Raw genomic sequence first — 17,110 nt, 5'->3', positions numbered from 1 at the left:
GGTTTAAATATATTAATTCTAAAAAATGAAAAAATTTAGTTGGGGACACGGTGTTGTAGTTGCATTAGCTGCCTTTATCATCTTTATACTTTCCATGTTGTTTCTTTTCCCGAACGGACAGAAGAATTCTGAGATGGTAACGGATAATTACTATGAAGAAGAGCTCAAATACCAGGATGTTATTGATGCCAAGAAAAGAGCTGATAGCTTACAGGAAAAACCAGTTTACAGCCAGGATAAAAACGGAATAAAAATTACCTTTCCAAAAGACTATGATAATTCCAATACAACGGTAAAATTTGTTTTAAACAGAACCGACGATCAGAATTTAGACATACACAAAGCTGTACAGCTTGATGCCAGCAAATCTTTTTTAATTCCGGCTCAGGTATTGAAAATGGGAAATTATACCTTACGGTTAAGCTGGACCAAAGACAAAACAGACTATCGACTGGATTATGATGTGATATGGAAATAGCACTTATAATATCGGCCATCGGCTTGGGATTTGCTTCCGGCTTTCATTGCGTCGGAATGTGCGGTCCTATTGCCCTTTCAATGGGATTAACCAAAAAACAGGCTACGAATTATTATCTCCAGAATCTTACTTACCAATTCGGAAGGATTTTCACTTATTCCCTTTTGGGAGCAATTTTGGGAATCATTGGAGAAGGCTTTGAAATGGCGGGTATCCAGCAATATCTCACTATCGCAGTGGGAATACTCCTGATTGTTATGGCTGTATTTTCTTTCGGAGGGAAAGATTTTGCTTCAAAAGTTCCATTTTTTTCCAGGTTTTTATTTAAGGTAAAATCAAACTTGGGAAGATTACTCCAGAAAGCAGATTACCGCTCGAGATTCACAACAGGAGTTCTGAATGGATTCCTTCCGTGCGGAATGGTGTATATGGCATTAACGGCAAGTCTTGCGAGCGGCGGAATATGGCAGGGAGCGCTTTATATGTCTTTATTTGGATTAGGAACTCTACCTTTCATGTTTGCGGTAGTTTTGGTCGGAAACCTCATGAATCAGACTTTCAGAATAAAGGTTTTAAAAGTAATGCCTGTTGTTATGATTATACTGGGCGGATTATTCATTGTAAGAGGCCTAGAATTGGGAATTCCATATATCTCCCCGAGAGCCGAAGCCATGACCATATCTAAAGATAACCAAGGCGACTGCCATTTACCGGGAGATCACAGTACGCATAACCACAACAATGCAAACTGTCATTAAATTTTAAGTAATTTTTTAAAACATATTAAACCCTTCGGACAATCATTCGAAGGGTTTTTAGCTTTTATTTAAACAATAGCATTATTAAATAAAGTACATGTTTCCGGAAAACTTACTGCAGCCTGCGGCGAACTTTCCGGGAAGCAAGAAAACGCCCTGCACCTTGCAGCGACTTTTCCGGGAACCGGGAAAGGCTGTTGCACCCTAGTAACAAACTTTCCCGGAAGCGGGAAACCTTGTTGCACCCTTGCGACAAACATTCCCGGAAAAAATTTAAGCAAATAAAAAACCACCGAAAAACTCCGGTGGCATTTATAGAAAATTAAATTTTTAATTAATTACATCAAATCTCGCATATTCAGCAATCTTCTTCGGAAGCTTAATTCCTTCTTCCGTCTGATTGTTTTCAAGCAAAGCAGCCATAATCCTAGGCAATGCCATTGCGGAACCGTTTAAGGTATGAACAAGCTGAGATTTTCCGTCTGTTTTATAACGGCACTTCAGTCTGTTCGCTTGGAACGTTTCAAAATTGGATACTGAACTTACTTCGAGCCATTTTTCCTGAGCAGCGCTCCATACTTCGAAATCGTAGGTCATGGCAGATGCAAAACCGGTATCTCCGCCGCAAAGTCTTAATACACGGTAAGGCAGCTCAAGGTCACTTAAAATTTCTTTGATGTGTTCTACCATTTCTTCCAAAACAGCATAAGAATTTTCAGGCTTTTCAATTCTTACAATTTCCACTTTCTCAAACTGGTGAAGACGATTCAGACCTCTTACATGAGCTCCGTAACTTCCCGCTTCTCTTCTGTAGCATTGGGAGAAAGCTGTATTCTTAATTGGTAAATCTCTTTCTTCAAGCAAAACATCACGATACAAATTCGTAACTGGCACTTCGGCTGTCGGGATCAGGTACAGATTATCTTCATTAATAAAATACATCTGCCCTTCTTTATCAGGAAGCTGGCCCGTCCCATATCCGGAAGCTTCATTTACCACGTGAGGAGGATTCACTTCCATATATCCTTTCTCAACATTTTTGTCAAGGAAATACTGAACCAGTGCTCTCTGTAACCTTGCTCCTTTTCCAAGGTAAACCGGAAAACCTGCACCTGCAATCTTTACCCCTAATTCAAAATCGATAAGGTTATATTTCTTTGCCAGTTCCCAGTGAGGAATCGCTCCTTCACCAAGACCTTCCACATCGTGAGACTGATAGATGATCTCGTTGTCATCGGCAGAAGCTCCGCTTTTAACTTTCTCATGAGGAATATTCGGAAGCTGATACAGAATATTGATCAGCTCTTTTTCTTTGACATCTAATTGGGATTTCAATTCCGACGTCGATTCTTTAAGCTGTGCTGTTTTAGATTTTGCAGATTCGGCTTCTTCCTTTTTTCCTTCCTTCATTAAAAGTCCGATTTCTTTAGAAATTTTGTTGCTTTCGGAAAGTTGGGAATCCAGCTCAAACTGAATTCTTTTTCTTTCGTCGTCGGTAGCGATCGCCTCGTCTACCAGCTCAAGATTCCTGAATTGTCTTTTTTTAAGACCTTCTAAAACGCGCTCTTTGTTGTCGCGCAAAAAATTGACTTGTAACATTTTATTTAGATGTTATTTATTAGAATGTTGAACACAGAATGTCAACAGTTTTGCAAATGTATAAAATTATTTTACGATTGTAACTACATTGGGGGCACCCTCCTGTTTTGTGAATTGTAAAGTATCATTATAATATACTTTAGAGACTTCAAATACCGAAGGCGTCATCCTGTATTCTATCCTGAGATCTTCCTGGATAGTATCCAGAATTGTATTGTTGAGTCTCTTGATCAGTGAGACCGTAATATCTGAACGGTAGATTTTATTATTGGGATCCAGTGAATCGACTCCTACTCTTTTTGCTCCGGCAATATATTCGATAAAAAGCGTAGAATCTGCTGTTGCTCTCAGTGTGCTGTTAACAGGCGCAAGGTCTGCCACTCCGTTTACATCATTAAAGGAATAAGTGAAATAGGTTAGGTCTTTTTTATTATGGAAAAGATCTCTTCCCGCTTTATTTTTCATATAAATATTTAGAATCTGGTCGATTCTCTGCAACTCATCTTCATCCGTTCTGCAGCTCAGAAAGGCACAAAAAATAACCAGAATTCCGAAAAAAATATTCTTCTTCATGTTCAGCAAAGATAAAAATTTTCTTCTGATATATTTGACAGTGAAGATTATTTAACGGTGAATATTCCGGTATTGAATAACTTTGACAAAGTTTCTGCGAATTACTTTCTCAGAACTTTCTTCCACAAAAGATTAATTTCCGTTTTGGTAAGAATAAAATCCTTTATACGAAATTCCGTAATCTGATAAAATCTCCAAAATAACAATCCTGATGACAGGCAATAGGAAACGGAACTTACGATGCAAGCTCCCGGAATTCCCCATCTTGGAATCACATAAAATGAAGCAATGACAGTGAAAATAACACCAATCAACGACTTAACATTTAAAATCCTGAGCTTATTAATTCCTGCAAAATAATATCCGATAATATTGCTTACGGCAATTGATAGTATTCCGGGCGAAAGAAACAGAACAATCTGCTTAGTGTGGCTAAAATCCTTTCCAAAAATAAAGGCATACAATTCAGCCGGAACAAGAAGCATTATCAGGATAAAAAGCATCGTAATCAAAAAACTTATTCGTAGCGATATTTTAGTCTTTTCAATAGCGTCGTTAGAATTGGAACTATTTACAACATCTGCATAAAGTATTACAGAAAGACTCCGGCTGACTGTCCAGACCGCTTCGGAAAACGCTACACCTACAGAAAAAATACCAACACTCATAATTCCTTTGAAATACTCCAGAAAATAAAATGACAGCCTGTTATTCAGAAACTGAAGAGAGGCACTTAACTGAATTTTCCAGCCGTAGCTAAATAATTGTGAGCCGATTTCTTTAGTAAAACAAATCCTTCTGGTCTCCGTATTTCTTGCAATCTGTATTGTACTTGTTGTAAATAATACAACATAAGACCCTATCTGCGATATAAAATAAGAACTAACAGATGTCATCTTGACCACATAAACAATGATTACAATAAATAAAATATGAATAGCTTGTTGTAAAACAGTGTAAAGATTGAACATTTTTATGTTTTGCTGTCCGACAAAAAGATTAACATTGGCAGCCAGAAGCGAAGACATTACCGACAGACCGATCAGGTAGTATAAATAGCCGACAGAGTGATTGTAACTGAAAGCAATCGGCACAACAATACCTACAATAATAGCCCAAATATAAGCAAAAGGTAAAATCTGCTCAACTTTGAATCTTGTTGCAAAATAACTCATGCTGCTTCCAACAAAAATATTCGCGAAAAAGCTGATAATGGTAAGATCTGCAATAATGATCGAAATCTCTCCTTTTCCGGCACTTCCCCACATGTTGGTAGAATAGATTACCAGCCCGAAATTTAATATCAGAATTAAAAATCTTGAAACAAAAGTCTTTAAAATAGTATTTTGCCTCATATCATTTCAGTGATTTTCTGACAAAGTTCAGAAAGGAATTTTTGATCATATTCCAGTTGTATTTTGTTTCGTATTCTTTTCTTGCGTTTTGAGCATGTTCTGAATACAGTTTCGGATCTTCAATATATTTTATAATAAGATCTGAAATGTTGTCTGGATTTTGAGGATTTACAAGAAACCCAAATTTTGAAACGTCTACATGTTGCCGGGTCGCCTTTAAATCTGTGTAGATGACAGGCTTTCCTGAAGCTGCATAATAAAATATCTTGATCGGAAGGCAATGATGATTTTCATAATTCAGAGTTCTCAGATCAAAGCAAATATCTGCATCTGCATAAGCTTCTGTAAAAGTTTCAAAAGAAGTCGGCTTTTCGATTTTAATGTTTTCAAAATTGTATTTTTTCTTCAGCTCAGAAAAGTATTTTTCATCTTTTTGTTTTCTTGAGCCACCGATCAAAAGAATTGAAATTTTTAGATCCGGCCTTTTCCTTCTTAAGCTGTCTGCTGCAGCAAAAAAATTACCTATCCCTTTTTCCTCTGAAAACTGGCCTGTATAGCAAAGTGTAATTTTACCCAGTTGTAAGCTTTTAATATTTTGATGAATATAAATATCATCCGGATAATAGGGTATAACAACTGATTTTTTAAATGGAAAAAAATAAGCCAGCGGAAATTTCTTAGTATTTTCACCAAAAATGTAGTGAGTACTGATAAAACCCGCGTACAGTTGGACCAAAAAGAACTTTACAGCATGGATCATATTGAGAGGGAAAGAAAATGGCTCTACCATTCTCATTGATGGATACCATTCAGTAATATCATAGATGATTTTTACTTTTTTTCTCTTTTTGATTTTTTTTGCAGAAATTACTGCCAAAGGTTCTGAACAGATGATAACGTCCGGCTCATAAGTATCACAGATATTCTCAAAAATTTTTCTTTTGTCTGCAATGCTTTTTTCAAGTACGGCATAAGATTCTATTTCTATTCCGTCAACCGTGCCCCTGAATTCTGATGAAAGACTGCATATTTTAACATGATATCCTTCTTCTTTCAACGCTTTGGCCTGATGATAAAATATTCTGTCATCATCGTGCCGGTGTGCGGTCGTTAAAAAAAGAATTTTAGATATTTTCATGAATATTAATTGAATCTTATTTCAGAATTTCCAACAAATATAATTAAAGCAAAAAAAGTGGAAAACTCCACTTTTTAATTTATTGATTGCCTGTTCAATTTATTTAATCCCAGCCGCCCAACTTCTCTCAAAAGGCAACAGGAAATTTCCTAAAAACTCCAGATAAGTATTCTTTGAAAAGTCGAAAACCTGGATATCTTTAGAAATTTCTCCGCTTCTTACTTTTGATTTAAAATCAATAAGCTTCAGGGTTTTTACTTCTCCGTTTTCAATAAAACTGGCTTTCATCCTGTCGAAAAGACCCAGCTGATATTCTTCGTCTATTTCTCTCATTACTTTACCCAACGCATCAATACTACAACCGGAAGCCATTTCTTTTTCTTCATCTACACAAATGATGATAAACTGATTTTTTTCAATTTTGAAAGATGATGAAAGTGGTTTTCCATGTGCCGCCCACGTAGCCAGAAAATCAAAAAGCTTTTCGGTAATTGCTTTTGCCTCTTTTGTTTCAAAAGGTCTTGATGCCGGATATATAATAACTCTGTAATCGTTGGTCTCTACTATATTTGATTCTTCAATCTTCATTTTAATGCTATTTAAAGTTCAAAATTACGCAATTTTCCTGAGTTTGAAACCATTATACTTTTTGCTTAATGCATATAGGAAAATGACGATCAACAAAACAATATAACCAAAGAAAAATCTCAGTTCCGATGAATGTGGAAAAAAAACAAATCGAATATAAATATTTGCCAAAACAAAAATTGCGAGCGTTCTTACCCAGCTATCTTTGGAAAAATAAAATATTAATCCAAAAAGCGCGAAAGCTGTTACGGTAATTTTTTTAAAGTAAATGATTTTATGATATATGATCCGTAAGTATTCATTCACGCTAAAATTAGGTAAAGTTCCGGAAACAAACTCACGCCTTTGGATGAAGGTGTCATAAAACAGATGTTTCCATCCTGGATAATGACAAATTTTAATGATCGTAACATATAAAGCCAAAAGAATGATTCCCTGAAATACCAAAGCAAAATCTACTTTTTTTTGCTGAATATATCCGTAAACTCCCGCTACTGCCAGATAACTTAAAGTTAGAGTCACATAATCAGGTCTTGAAATTGTAATAGCCAAAAGCACAGAAAATACAATCCATTTGTTCCACTTTTTGAGTAGCCCAATCATAAAAACAAGTAAGAATTGCAGGACAAACATATCGGGCGTGGCTACTCTCGACATATTGGTCATGGGAGGTAAGAGCATGATTCCGACCGTTAAAACTATTGCTAAAATATAATTCTCGGGAAAAATAATTTTAAAAATAATAAAGAGAAGCAGCCCTGAAATAAAATAGGAAATTATGCTTAAAAATGTCACCGAATCCGGTGATGAAAACCCCAATTCATAAAGAATGAGAATACCGAAATTGTACCCTACCTTAATATCATAATAAGGTAGTTGCTCCATAAAGGCTTTAGTATTATAAGCGAAAGCCTGTCGGGCTTTGTTCGCAGGCTTTAGGGTTCCCAAAATGTCTTTGAATTCATATTCAGGAGCTTTTTTCCGTATCTCTTCATACGTAAGTCTGCGAATCTTATCCGGAGAATCAGGATATTTCAATGTATACAGACAACCTATGTATCCCGGCATATCCCAATCGTAGATCCTGTTATTATAATTCCAGAAACTAAGTGCTGCGATAATGACAACAATAAAAGAAAAGGAAATTCTCCATTTTGATTTCATGGAATTCTGAGCATTTAGACTAACTTATAAATCTTCAGCTTCAGCTAACAGCTCCACAATATCTTTTACGGCAACTTCCTCATTTTTATTGAAGTGCTTTACACCATCTGTCATCATGGTATTACAGAATGGGCAACCCGTGGCAATTACCTTAGGTTCGAAAGATAAAGCTTCTTCAGTTCGCTCTATATTGATGTCTTTATTTCCTTTTTCTGGCTCCTTGAACATCTGTGCACCTCCTGCTCCACAGCAAAGTCCGTTTGATTTGCAACGCTTCATTTCTACAAGCTCTGCATCCAGCTTTTCAAGCAATACTCTTGGTGCTTCATACTCGTTATTTGCTCTTCCCAGATAACAAGGATCATGGAAGGTAATTTTTTTTCCTTTGAAAGCTCCTCCTTCAATTTTCAATCTGCCTTCTTCCATTAAGTTTCTGAGGAACTGTGTATGATGAATAACTTCATAATTTCCGCCCAGTCCCGGATATTCATTTTTAAGCGTATTAAAACAGTGCGGACAAGCGGTAACAATTTTTTTCACCTCATAAGCATTCAGGACTTCGATGTTCGTTAAAGCCATCATCTGAAAGACGAATTCATTTCCGGCCCGTTTTGCAGGATCACCCGTACAGCTTTCTTCCTGACCTAAAACGGCGAATTCAACACCGATTTTATTTAATATTTTGCAAAATGCTTTCGTAATTTTTTTGGCGCGGTCATCAAAACTTCCCGCACAACCTACCCAAAACAGAACTTCGGGTGATTTTCCTTCGGCAGCATATTCTGCCATTGTTTTTATGTTGAAATCCATTTTAATTCAGTTTACCAATATACCAGTATAACAATTTACCAATTGAAAGGATTGTTACATCGATACATTTTAGATTGTTACATTAAATTAATCTTTTGCCCAATTCAGACGGTCTGCCTGGTTATATTGCCACGGAGCAGCATTATTTTCCACGTTGGTCATCATTAGATTCAGTTCCTGTGGTGCTGCAGATTGTTCCATCACAAGGAATCTTCTCATTTCAAAAATGATAGAAAGCGGATCTAACAATACAGGACAAGCCTCTGTACACGCATTGCAGGTTGTACAGGCCCAAAGTTCTTCTTTCGTAATATAGTCATTCAACAACTTTTTGCCGTCATCTTCAAACTTTCCATTTTTATCAATGTTCCGGCCGACTTCTTCAAGGCGGTCACGGGTTTTCATTAAAATCAATCTAGGCGAAAGTTTTTTGCCTGTAATATTAGCCGGACAAACGGCAGTACAACGTCCGCATTCCGTACATGAATAAGCATTTAACAGCTGTACCTGATTCAAATCAAAAATATCTTCTGCCCCGAATTTTGCAGGAGCTTCTGCCTGCCCTTCAGCCGGAGCTGCATACGGGTCAGCATTGGGATCCATCATTAATTTGATTTCTTTGGTAACAGAATCCAGATTATTGAATTTTCCTTTCTTTTCAAGGTTAGCATACCATGTACTCGGAAATGCTAAAATAATATGCAAATGCTTTGAATAATAAAGGTAATTCATAAAGAATAAAATTCCCACAAAGTGAAACCACCAGGCCGCTCTTTCTATTCCGAATAAAAAACCGTTATCGAAGCTGAAAATTTCCAGGAAAGGCACAAAAGTTCGTTCACTGATAGGAAAAGACCCGAGTTGTGCAAAATGCCCGTAACCCCTTGTCTGAAGAATAAAGTCTGATGCATTCATAGTAAAGAAAGCCATCATCAGAGCGAATTCTATGATAAGGATCCAATTGGCGTCCTCTTTAGGCCATCCGAAAAGCTCTTTCATTGTTAACCTTTTTACACCATAAAAATTTCTTCGAATGAAGAATGTAACAACGCCTATTACTACCAGAAGTGCTAATACTTCAAGGGTTGCCGTAAAATAGCTGTAGAAAGTATTTCCGAAAATTGTTGCAAGAAATCTATGGGTTCCGAAAATTCCGTCAACAATAATTTCTATAAGTTCAATATTAATAATGACAAAACCAACATAAACAAAAAGGTGTAAAATTCCGGCTACGGGACGTTTTGTCATTTTGCTTTGTCCCATCGCTACCCTGGCCATGGTTTCCCAGCGTTCCCCTTTTCTGTCGCTTCGGTTGATTTCACGTCCTAATCTGATGTTTCTATAAATCTTTTGCAAGCTTTTTGCGAAGAGGCCAAAACCCACAATTAATAAAATCAGAAAAATAATATGAGCGATATATTCCATGGATTATTAATTAGTCTTTACTATTTTTCCCAAATACTGAGAAATTCACATATCTTTTAGGATTTGCCTTTACATCTTCGATTAAAGAATTCAGGTTTGTCGATGCAGAATTCAGATTATTGTAGAGCTGTTCGTCTTTCATCAGTTTTCCTAAACTTCCCTGTCCGTTATTAATTCCGGCTACAACGTCATTAAGCTTACCGACCGTTGCATCAAGATTCGCAATTGTGGCATTCAATCTCTTTGTATCGATGCTTTCTGCTAAATTTCCATATTTATCTAAAGTAACTTTACCACTTTGCATGGTAAGGCTCGCATCATCCAACACTTTCTGAAGCTTAGGGTCATTATGACCTACAAGGCTGTTTACGCTTCCTGCCGTTGTTTGTAAAGCTCCTACTGTTTTATTGAGATTGGCCAGTAATAATCTGATTTCTTCCCTGTTTTGAGCATTAACCACCTGGTTTGCATTAGACATCAGAGAATCCACTCTGTACAAAACAGTCTGCAGCTGATCTTTGACAGGACCTACTTGAGAAGAAAGGCTCCCTAAGGTACCCAGTTTAAAGGCTCCTCTTAAAGTATCTCCGTCCTTAGCAGTTGGACCTCCGTACATAAGATTGATTCTCATTTCTTTTCCGGACATTAGTCCCGGTTCAAAAATCTCCAGGGTTGAATTTTTTGAGAATTCGAAATTGTTATCAACAGTGATTTTAACAAGAAAATCAATTTTTCCGTCCTTGGATGTATTAGGAATGATCTTATCAACCTGCCCTACTTTTAATCCATTAATGGAAACGGGTGCAGATTGAGCCAATCCTTCTACATTTTCATATTTTGCGTAAAATATATTGTCGGTAGTAAAAAGGCTTCTGCCTTTCATAAATTGGAAAAGCACGACAAAGCCAACGATGGCTATAAGTGCAATTATACCAGCTTTTAATTCTTTACTGAACTTCACTTGCTAAATTTTTTCTAATGAGCAAATATAATACATTTAAATGAATGTTTTTCTTTATTGCCCTGCGTTAAACACAAAAGAAGCGGCAAAAACTTTGCCGCTTTTTATCTTTATGAAAAATAAATTATTGTTGCTGAGAACCTAATTTGTTCCAGATCTCAATTCTGTAGTCATCAATATCAGCATTGTCCTGCAAGCTCTTCAACCAAGCTTGTCCGAACATTCCGCCGTTTCTCTGAGTTACAGATTCTGTAAACTGCTTAAGATCTCCAGGCTGTTTGTTTACGGTTTCATTTTTCTTAATTAAAACATAAACTCCTGTTCCTCCTTCAACCGGATTAGAAATTTTACCTTTTGCTACTCCAAATGCCGCTCCGGCAACTTTTGGTTCCATAGCACCTGCTACTGAAGGATTCAATAAATTAACCTGTGCAGACTGTTTTGTTGTTCCAAACTGTTTTGCAATCTGGTCAAGATTTCCTGCTTTACCAATTTTCTCAGAAATCTGTTTTGCAGCCAGTTTATTTTTCACGATTACCTCAATCTGATCTCTTACAGATTCAGGATCTGCAGTACCTTTAGCCTGCTTACCATTTAAATAAACTACGATTTTATCACCAGTTCCGTCTACTGTAAACAATTCAGTATCTCCTTTTTCTCTCTTCTTATCAAAAGCCCATGCAAGGATTTCAGCATCTTTCTCTGTGCCTAAGCCCTGAAGCTGGCCGTCGAATCTTTTTGCCTGTTTAGGATTGGAGAACTGATAATTTCCTTTTTTAGCAATATTCACGAAATCGTTGAAAGATTTCCCCTGAACCTGCTGAATAAATCTGCTGGCTTTTTTATTTACCTCCGCTTCTGTAGCATCAGAAGGCTTAACAACTTTTACCAGATTAGCCACTTTATAGCTCATTGCCCCAGGTTTTTTATCTTCAATATTGATGATATGATATCCAAACTGAGTTTCTACAACACCTGTCGCTCCTTTAGGATTGTTTGCTAAATACGTCAGGAATTCAGGAACAAACGGAGTTTCAGGAGTCGTCCAACCTAAGCTTCCGCCCTGAGCTGCAGAATTCGGATCGTTTGAAAGCTTAAGGAATTCTGTAAATTTACCAGGATTAGCTTTTACAATAGCTCCGATAGAATCGGCCAGTTTCTTAGCCTGTTCTTTAGATCTTGTAACACCTTCTCCCGCAGGACTTCCTTTGAAAGCAATAAGAATATGTCTTGATAGTGTAGAATCTGAAGTCTTTTTATCTAAAAGTTTAGAAACTACATAAACATTTTGTTCTTTATAAGGACCGAAAGTCTGTCCGATAGCTGCAGACGGGATCTGTGCCTGGATCGTCTGTGGCAATTGATTTGGCTTCACATACTGAGGATTGTAAGGCATATCAGAATTTGCCATAACAAACATCGAGTCGCTCTTCGTATTCTGGAAATTTTCTGTACCGCCGCTTGCATCAGTTCCTCCTGAGAATAACTTCGTGATTTCTTTCTGAGCTGCCGCATCGTCTGCCGCACTCGGTTGAGAAGGGAAATAAACAACGCCAAGATTTCTGCTCTCTTCAGCTTTGAACATTACAGGATGCTGCTTGATATAGTTTGCAAGATCTTCAGTCGTAACTTTGATGTTATTTTTCTGAAGATAAGTGGTATAATCAATTTTAACGAAGTCGATATCAGCCAGTTGATCTCTCTGCTTCATTAATTCTTCAGCCTCTTTTTTACCTGTCGTAATGCCTTGTGAAATATTAGCAAACACCTGTCTTGCCATCAATCTGTACTCAACAGACTTTCTGGTTTTCAGCCATTGGTTGTAACCTTCCGGCGATGTCGCTTTCATATCTTCGATCTGTTTTTTAAGCTCCTGGGTTTTGAAATTACCTTTTTCATCGAAGAACTGCTTCTGCTGAGCAAACATCTGATCATACTGAAGCTGATTCCAGAAATAATCTTCTGTCATTTCGAAGCCCATTTTTTCAAATTGCTGCTTGATCAGCTTAGACTGTACAAGCAATTGCCAAGCCTGTTCTTCAAGGCCAGTTTTAGGCTGCCCTTGTTGTTCTGCCTGCTGCTGTAACACAAAAAGCTGGTCATTAAACTCTTCACGGGTAATTTTCTCACCATTTACTTTTCCTAAAACATCAGGATTTTTACCAAAAACCTTATCAATACTATCGGGGTTTACAAGGAACGCCAAAAGCGCCAGTGCAATTACTCCCATCAAAAGCCAAGGTTTACTCCTAATTTGTCCTAAAATTGCCATTATATAAATTATAGTTTTTTATCAGGTTGCGAAAATACACATTTTTAAGAAATTACGGAAATCCAAGTTCTTTATTTTAATTTTTAAAATTTAAAATTTATAAAAAAGGAAATTTTGACCGTATTTTTTAGTAAAAAACAAATGGCATACCTCTTGTGTCATAAAAGCACACATAATATGCAGTATGTTTTTGTAACATGTTTCGCATATTTTATCTTAACGAAATAAAACGGTAATGACAATTTGTCATTCGATTTACTATGACAGAATTTGAAGATATAAGTTTAGAAGAAATGATAAGCGACGGATTTGATATCGTAGCCGAAGAGATCAACCTTTCCGATCTTTCTGAGACTGAGAAAAATTCCGGACAGAAAATATTTCCCATTCTCCCAGTAAGAAATATGGTAATGTTTCCCAATGTTGTCATACCTATTACTGCTGGAAGAAAAACATCCATACAGCTGTTGGAGGAAGCTCAGAAGAACGGTGACTTTATAGGGATTGTAAGCCAGAAGAATTCTGACCTTGAACAGCCTTCTGAAAAAGATATTTATCAGGTAGGAACGCTGGCAAAGATCATTAAAATCATCAAATTGCCTGAAGGCAATATTACGGCGATCACCAAAGGATTTCACCGCTTTAAGGTTAAAAAGATTGTTGAGACTCAACCGTATTTTAAAGCTGAAATTTCGAAATTAAAAGATTCTAAACCAAAGAATAAAGAAGAATACGAAGCGCTACTTGAGAATGTAAAAGATCTTGCATTAAAAATCATTGAGCTTGATCCAAATATTCCCAATGCTGCAAATTTCGCCATTAAAAACATCAACAATAATGATGATCTGCTGAATTTCATCTGCACCAATGCCAACTTTCCGTCCTCTGAAAAACAAAAACTGCTTGAAGAGAAAAATCTTATGGAAAGAGCCAATAAATGCTATGAAATGATGCATGAAGATTTCAGAAAACTTGAACTGAGAAATCAGATTCATCAGAAAACTTCAAAAGATCTCGATAAACAACAGAGAGAATATTTTCTCAATCAGCAGATCAGAACCATTCAGGAAGAGCTTGGCGGCGGACCGGAAAGTGACGTAGAAGAACTTATCGCAAAAGCGAGAAAGAAAACATGGAACAAAGAGGTTGAAGAGCATTTCCAAAAAGAAATCAACCGACTGCAGCGTCAGAATCCTAATTCCCCGGATTATAATGTGCAGAGAAATTATCTTGATTTCTTTACAGATCTTCCGTGGGAAACTTTTACGAAAGACACTTTTGACATCGAAAAGGCTCAGAAAATTTTAGATAAAGCTCATTTCGGACTGGAAGACATCAAAAAAAGAATATTGGAACACATGGCTGTTTTGAAGCTAAAGAACAACATGAAATCTCCTATTCTTCTTTTGGTAGGACCTCCAGGAGTCGGAAAAACGTCTCTTGGAAAATCAGTGGCCGATGCTTTAGGAAGAAAATATGTTCGTGTTTCTTTGGGTGGACTTCATGATGAAAGCGAAATCCGCGGTCACAGAAAAACCTATATCGGTGCGATGGCGGGAAGAATCCTGCAATCGATTAAGAAATCAGGAACATCCAACCCGGTTATTGTTCTCGATGAAATTGATAAAGTAGGAAAAGGCATGCATGGGGATCCAAGCTCAGCACTTTTGGAAGTACTTGATCCTGAACAGAATAAATCATTCTATGACAACTTCCTGGAAATGGGGTATGATTTGTCTAAAGTAATGTTTATTGCCACTGCAAATTCACTTTCTACCATTCAGACCCCTTTGTTGGACAGAATGGAAATCATTCAGATTGCGGGATATACACTGGAAGAAAAAATTGAGATTGCAAAAAGACATTTAATCAAAAAACAGCAGGAAGAAAACGGTCTGGATTCCAAATCATTCAAGCTGGGAAATAATGAGCTGAAGCATATCATTGAAGCACACACTTCAGAAAGCGGTGTAAGAACATTAGAAAAAAGGCTTGCCGCAATAGCACGCTGGGTAGCGCTACAAACTGCTTTGGTGAAAGAATATGATCCGAAAATCTCCGTTGAAAAGATCGATGAAATCCTGGGAGTTCCAAGGCCTAAAAGTCTGTCGGAACTTACAGACGTGCCCGGAGTAGTCACAGGTCTTGCCTGGACAAGCGTAGGGGGCGATATCCTTTTTATCGAAAGCATTATCAGTAACGGAAAAGGCTCATTGACCATGACCGGAAATCTGGGAACGGTTATGAAAGAATCAGCGACCATTGCATTGGAATATATTAAGGCAAAACACGATGTACTCGGGATTTCACAGGATGACATCGAAAAGAAAAACATCCACGTTCACGTTCCTGAAGGAGCAACTCCCAAGGACGGGCCATCTGCAGGTATTGCCATGCTTACCTCCATGGTATCATCATTTAAAAATAAAAAAGTAAAACCTCATCTTGCCATGACCGGTGAAATCACCCTACGAGGGAAGGTTCTTCCAGTAGGCGGAATTAAGGAAAAGCTTTTGGCAGCAACAAGAGCCGGAATACAAGAAGTAATTCTTTGTGAAGCCAACAGAAAAGACGTAGAAGAAATCAAAAAAGATTATCTTAAAAATCTGAAAGTTCATTATGTAAACTGGATGAACGAAGTTCTGGAGCTCGCTATTGAAAAATAATAAACATTCATTTAATAATAAAAAACACATCTCAGATCGGGATGTGTTTTTTGATAGCGGTACTTAAATGAAAGCTATGAATGTGGCATAGAATTTTCTAACTTAAAAAGAATTCAAAATAATTTAAATTTTAAAACTCTTCAATTCGGAGGGTTTTATTATTTTTATACAACAGTTTGCAGTTATGAATTTTCTCCGACTTCCTTTTCTTGTAAAACTTACGCTGGTCGTAGTTTCCATTATTGGCCTGGGATATCTTCTGGCTTTAGGCGAAAGTATTTTGGCGCCTTTCTTTTTGGCGTTTCTTATGGCCATGATATTTTTACCGTTTGCTAATTTTCTGGAACAGAAATTAAAATTCCCGAGATCATTTTCTACCATTTTTTCAGTTATGATCTTGCTGATTGTTATTACCGGGCTCATCTTTTTCTTCGGTTCCCAGATTTCCAGCTTCAGCAAAGACATTCCTCAGCTTACCGAGCAGGCTACACATGTTTTTCATGACCTTCAACGGTGGGTTTCCAGAACATTTAATGTAAAGATTGATGAGCAGTTTGCCTATTTAGATGAAGGTTTAAAGAAACTGCTATCTTCCACAGGAATCATCTTAGGATTTACTCTCGGTATTTTTTCTACTGGCCTGGGATTCTTAGCCTTTTTTATTCTCTTTTTCATATTTATATTAAATTACAGAAGAATTTTAAATAATTTTATCGTCAATGTTTTTACAGAAAAACACAAAAGCAGCGTTCAGGAAGTAGTTTCAGAAGTCAGAATAATGACAAAAAGATACATTATAGGACTTTGTCTTCAGGTTATTATTGTTTCGATTCTTACAACGGCCGTTCTTACTATTTTAGGAGTAAAATATGCTATGCTACTGGGTGTTCTGACCGGTTTATTAAATGTAATTCCTTACATAGGTATTTTTATTTCGCTTCTCATTTCCTGTTTTATTGCATTTGCAACCAACACTCCATCCACATGTATTTATGTTGCTATTGGATACGTTATTGTTCATGCTATTGACGGAAATATCATTCTCCCTTTTGTAGTAGGGTCTAAAGTAAAAATTAATGCATTGTTTTCATTTATCGGAATATTGGTGGGGGAACATCTTTGGGGTATTTCAGGGATGTTTTTGTGTATTCCTGCCATTGCCATTATTAAAATTATTTTTGAAAGAGTTGAAGGATTAAAACCTTGGGGGAAATTGCTTGGTGAGGAAGAAAAAATCAATAAAAAGAAAAAAACTTACAAAATTTCTAAAAATATTACTTTGAAGGAAATGGATTGATTTAAGCAATGGAAACAAGCGATAAA

15 protein-coding genes are annotated in these 17,110 nt (G+C 36.9%); 4 read left to right on the top strand and 11 right to left on the bottom strand.

Features of this window, described 5'->3' with window-relative positions; genetic code table 11:
* The first annotated feature begins 25 nt into the window (after nucleotides 1-25).
* Both BMW64_RS14190 and BMW64_RS14185 read left to right on the top strand, forming a co-directional pair.
* Nucleotides 26-478 (top strand): FixH family protein, encoded by a 453-nt coding sequence (locus BMW64_RS14190; protein ID WP_090000613.1) that lies wholly within the window; start codon nucleotides 26-28, stop codon nucleotides 476-478.
* Nucleotides 469-1,236, top strand: coding sequence for a sulfite exporter TauE/SafE family protein (locus tag BMW64_RS14185; RefSeq protein ID WP_090000612.1), 768 nt, complete (start codon nucleotides 469-471; stop codon nucleotides 1,234-1,236). The genes BMW64_RS14190 and BMW64_RS14185 overlap by 10 nt, the downstream gene beginning before the upstream one ends.
* Before the next feature lie 68 nt (nucleotides 1,237-1,304).
* On the opposite strand, the gene BMW64_RS14180 is transcribed toward BMW64_RS14185, so the two are convergent.
* From BMW64_RS14180 to BMW64_RS14130, 11 genes are all read right to left on the bottom strand, one after another.
* Entirely contained in the window at nucleotides 1,305-1,496 is a 192-nt protein-coding gene (locus tag BMW64_RS14180) for a hypothetical protein (protein WP_143052707.1), read from the bottom strand.
* Nucleotides 1,497-1,566: 70 nt separating this feature from the next.
* On the bottom strand, nucleotides 1,567-2,835 hold the full coding sequence (serS, locus tag BMW64_RS14175) for a serine--tRNA ligase (protein ID WP_090000610.1): 1,269 nt from the start codon (nucleotides 2,833-2,835) through the stop codon (nucleotides 1,567-1,569).
* Nucleotides 2,836-2,901: 66 nt separating this feature from the next.
* A complete protein-coding gene (locus BMW64_RS14170; RefSeq protein ID WP_090000609.1) occupies nucleotides 2,902-3,408 on the bottom strand; it encodes a hypothetical protein in 507 nt (168 codons plus the stop codon).
* A 101-nt stretch (nucleotides 3,409-3,509) separates the two neighbouring features.
* Complete coding sequence (locus BMW64_RS14165; RefSeq protein ID WP_090000608.1) at nucleotides 3,510-4,763, bottom strand: MATE family efflux transporter; 1,254 nt, start codon at nucleotides 4,761-4,763, stop codon at nucleotides 3,510-3,512.
* A gap of 1 nt (nucleotide 4,764) precedes the next feature.
* Nucleotides 4,765-5,901, bottom strand: a complete 1,137-nt coding sequence (locus BMW64_RS14160) for a glycosyltransferase (protein ID WP_228400925.1) — start codon at nucleotides 5,899-5,901, stop codon at nucleotides 4,765-4,767.
* A 99-nt stretch (nucleotides 5,902-6,000) separates the two neighbouring features.
* Nucleotides 6,001-6,489, bottom strand: coding sequence for a hypothetical protein (locus BMW64_RS14155; protein ID WP_090000607.1), 489 nt, complete (start codon nucleotides 6,487-6,489; stop codon nucleotides 6,001-6,003).
* 24 nt (nucleotides 6,490-6,513) lie between these two features.
* Nucleotides 6,514-7,653, bottom strand: coding sequence for a hypothetical protein (locus BMW64_RS14150; RefSeq protein ID WP_090000606.1), 1,140 nt, complete (start codon nucleotides 7,651-7,653; stop codon nucleotides 6,514-6,516).
* 24 nt (nucleotides 7,654-7,677) lie between these two features.
* Nucleotides 7,678-8,463, bottom strand: a complete 786-nt coding sequence (locus BMW64_RS14145) for a (Fe-S)-binding protein (RefSeq protein ID WP_090000605.1) — start codon at nucleotides 8,461-8,463, stop codon at nucleotides 7,678-7,680.
* An 87-nt stretch (nucleotides 8,464-8,550) separates the two neighbouring features.
* Nucleotides 8,551-9,888, bottom strand: coding sequence for a 4Fe-4S dicluster domain-containing protein (locus tag BMW64_RS14140; protein WP_090000604.1), 1,338 nt, complete (start codon nucleotides 9,886-9,888; stop codon nucleotides 8,551-8,553).
* 10 nt (nucleotides 9,889-9,898) lie between these two features.
* A complete protein-coding gene (locus BMW64_RS14135) occupies nucleotides 9,899-10,849 on the bottom strand; it encodes an MlaD family protein (RefSeq protein WP_090000603.1) in 951 nt (316 codons plus the stop codon).
* A gap of 124 nt (nucleotides 10,850-10,973) precedes the next feature.
* Nucleotides 10,974-13,121 (bottom strand): SurA N-terminal domain-containing protein, encoded by a 2,148-nt coding sequence (locus BMW64_RS14130; protein ID WP_090000602.1) that lies wholly within the window; start codon nucleotides 13,119-13,121, stop codon nucleotides 10,974-10,976.
* Between the two features lie 260 nt (nucleotides 13,122-13,381).
* Here BMW64_RS14130 and lon point away from each other — a divergent pair, with 260 nt between their 5' ends.
* Nucleotides 13,382-15,787, top strand: a complete 2,406-nt coding sequence (gene lon, locus BMW64_RS14125) for an endopeptidase La (protein WP_177175297.1) — start codon at nucleotides 13,382-13,384, stop codon at nucleotides 15,785-15,787.
* Nucleotides 15,788-15,971: 184 nt separating this feature from the next.
* Nucleotides 15,972-17,084: an AI-2E family transporter gene (locus BMW64_RS14120; protein WP_090000601.1), complete on the top strand. Its 1,113-nt coding sequence runs from the start codon at nucleotides 15,972-15,974 to the stop codon at nucleotides 17,082-17,084.
* The last annotated feature ends 26 nt before the right edge of the window (nucleotides 17,085-17,110 follow it).

Source organism: Chryseobacterium taichungense (assembly GCF_900109935.1).
Taxonomy (GTDB): domain Bacteria; phylum Bacteroidota; class Bacteroidia; order Flavobacteriales; family Weeksellaceae; genus Chryseobacterium; species Chryseobacterium taichungense.
Note: the sequence above shows the minus strand (reverse complement) of the source record. Positions and strands in the feature narration are given on the sequence as shown.